Origin of the sequence: Shewanella sp. 11B5 (assembly GCF_002836795.1) — a bacterium.
GTDB classification, from domain to species: domain Bacteria; phylum Pseudomonadota; class Gammaproteobacteria; order Enterobacterales; family Shewanellaceae; genus Shewanella; species Shewanella frigidimarina.
In genome coordinates, this window is the sequence record NZ_PJAP01001000.1 from 1 (window position 1) to 2,738 (window position 2,738).

Sequence of the window (2,738 nt, forward strand, 5' to 3'; positions counted from 1 at the left end):
TTAACCAATACTTCAGGGGCGATGTTCCATAAGCCGCTGGATTACATTGGTAATAAGAGTTTCGGTGATAGCAGCGCGTATGCAAGTTATGCGGGTCAATTCATCTACGAATTTAATCTCGATGGTTGTGCAAGTCCTGGCAAAGTGTTTGTTGGCCAACGTAAAGACCCTTTCGTGGTTAACTTAGGCAAAACCTTTGATTTGGTCAACTATGTGCCTGTAGAAGGTGATAGTGCACCGGGCGCTGGCGACCAAGGTGGATTTCCAGGTGGCATCACTCAATCTGTTGATAATGATGATTTGATGGATAAAAATGTCACAGCTATTTCAATTGAAGTGCCAAAGTCTTGTTTAACCACTCAAGGCAACGGCACCATTGGTGCATGGACTACCGCCAGTTTACCGCAAGCGCGTATTTTAAATCCAAATGCCAAAGTGGGTAAAACTGAAGTCAACGGCGGTGCATTAACTCAGGTATCTCGTCTGGGTAACCCGCTAGTGAATGAGTTAGTGATTGGCTTAAAGGATAAAGACACCTTTTCGACTTCACATCCTAAAGATGACACTCAGTTTGCTGACTATGTAACACACCCGAGTTTACCAGAGTTGCTTAACATTCTATTCAAAGACGCGGTTAATCAAACGTTGGGAACAAACATTGAAACGTTAGCGCCAACTAACTTCCCTCGTACCGATCTTGTTACTGCATTTCTAACTGGTTTTGCTGGTGTTAACCAACTTGAAATGGTGACTCCTTCAGAAATGTTGCGTCTTAATACCGGTATTCCTGCAAAATCACGTGATATGCAGTCCGCTTTTGGTGTTGCTGGTGATGATTTAGCCGGTTTCCCAAATGGTCGTCGTCCTGGTGATGATGTGGTTGATATTGCACTGCGCGTGGTAATGGGACGTTTATGTTACCCCATCCCAGTCAATGGTACTGACACAGATTTAGGTATTTGTACCAGTGATGATGCCAGCGTTGGTAACGTGCCATTTACAGATGGTGCCCCTGTTGACGCGACCATGATGATGGATCACTTCCCTTACTTAGCGACGCCGCTTTCGGGCTCAAAATAAGGAACATAAGATGAATACTTCTTTACGATATGCGACGCGTCAAGCGCTTAATAATCTCGCTAAACCAGTGGTATTAATCAGTGTGCTCAGTGGCGGTTTTTTAGCTGGTTGTAATTCAGATGATGATGCGATGACCATGGTGAAAAACAGTGCGCCAATGGTGAGCAGTATAATGCTCTCCACTGTGACTGAAACGCCGGTGACAGAACAATTGATAGCCACCGACAAAGACGGTGATGCACTAACGTTTACTGTGATGAATGAACCCACGCTTGGTACGGTTAGCTTAATGCCAAACGGCGAGTTTACTTATACTCCCGTCAATGAAGTGACTGGCATGGACAGTTTTACCGTTGCTGTGACCGATGGGGTAAACGACCCTGTCGCGGCAATGGTGAACATTTCCATTGATGCTGAGCAAGTGACGTTTTCAAGCTTAAGTCGTCAGGCATTTTTACAACCAAGCCAAGCTGCACCTATACGTATTAATGGCCGCGTGGTTGAAGATGATGTATCAACGGCTGATTTTTACAACGACTTATTACTAGATTAATAGCGCGAGTTCTATTAGCTAGCTTAAGTTTATAACACAGGACCAAATATCTATCTTATTCATCCAATGAATGATTATCTCAGCTGAGAGGTAATGACTAATTAGATCGATATTCATAGCCAAGGATGGCATCAAGGAGGCGTTATGCAAGTGATATCAGGGCGATTAACACCAATGATTAAGCACCTAAAGTTTTACCTTAACATTCAATTTCACATCAATCTTGTGGTGGTTACCAGTGTATTGTTTTTGATGGTAGGTAATAGTATTGCGGCGCCATATACGCCAAAAGATACCAGTGAAGTTATTGCGACCTGGAAAGTGTTTAATGCTACCGACAAGCAAATGAGCTTAGACGACATCAGTAATTTTATAGAACAAGGACAATATCCTGGTGAAGCAGATTATCGCTATGGTCGAGCAAAAGCTTGGTTGCAAGCCCAAATGGCCAATGCCAGCCCCAATGCGCAGACCTATTATTTATATGCTCGAGTATTACAACATCAACACCAATTTGACCGGGCGATAAAGGCGTTAGAGCGCTCCATTGAATTAAAACCGACTGCGATAAATAGTTGGTTATTAAAAGCCAATATTCATCTGGTTCAGGGCGATATTGTTGGTGCAAGGCAAGCGTGTTTAACCCTAATAGGTAAAGCCGATATTTTATTGATTTCAACCTGTGCATTGGAGGTCGCGAGTCAAAATGGCAAGTTAGTCGAAAGCTATCAAGAGTTAGCTCGGTTGTATCAATTATATCAGCCTAATGATGAACCAGAAAAACGTTGGATAGTGCAAATTCTTGCTGACATGGCATTTAAGCAAGGTATGGCAGAAGAAGCATTGAGTTATTTAAATCAATTAGATATGGACAATGCTCCGGTCAGTTTGTTAGCGCTATGGTCTGATATTGAGTTGGCATTGAATCAACATCAACAGGTGTACGACACTCTCTCCAGTATTGTTAGTCGAAATGCTGTTCAAGACGACGCACTATTATTGCGCTTGGCGATAGCGGAAAAATCCCTTGGCAATACTGTTAAATGGCAATGGAGTTTTGCCCAAAGAGTTAAATTGCGTGAGCAAAGACAAGACAGTTTACATG

3 protein-coding genes are annotated in these 2,738 nt (G+C 42.9%); all 3 read left to right on the forward strand.

Annotation, left to right across the window (positions count from 1 at the left end; all coding sequences use genetic code 11):
• Positions 1-1,080, forward strand: a 1,080-nt coding sequence (locus CXF78_RS19445) for a DUF4331 domain-containing protein (protein WP_102037685.1), incomplete at its 5' end; no start/stop codon positions are given.
• A 10-nt stretch (positions 1,081-1,090) separates the two neighbouring features.
• Complete coding sequence (locus tag CXF78_RS19450) at positions 1,091-1,633, forward strand: Ig-like domain-containing protein (protein ID WP_145991573.1); 543 nt, start codon at positions 1,091-1,093, stop codon at positions 1,631-1,633.
• A 144-nt stretch (positions 1,634-1,777) separates the two neighbouring features.
• A partial coding sequence (locus tag CXF78_RS19455) for a tetratricopeptide repeat protein (protein ID WP_102037686.1) occupies positions 1,778-2,738 on the forward strand: 961 nt, incomplete at its 3' end.

What these genes read in the sequence shown, in the direction of transcription:
- CXF78_RS19450 (WP_145991573.1), top strand. Translation starts at nt 1,091, where the DNA reads ATGAATACTTCTTTACGATATGCGACGCGTCAAGCGCTTAATAATCTC.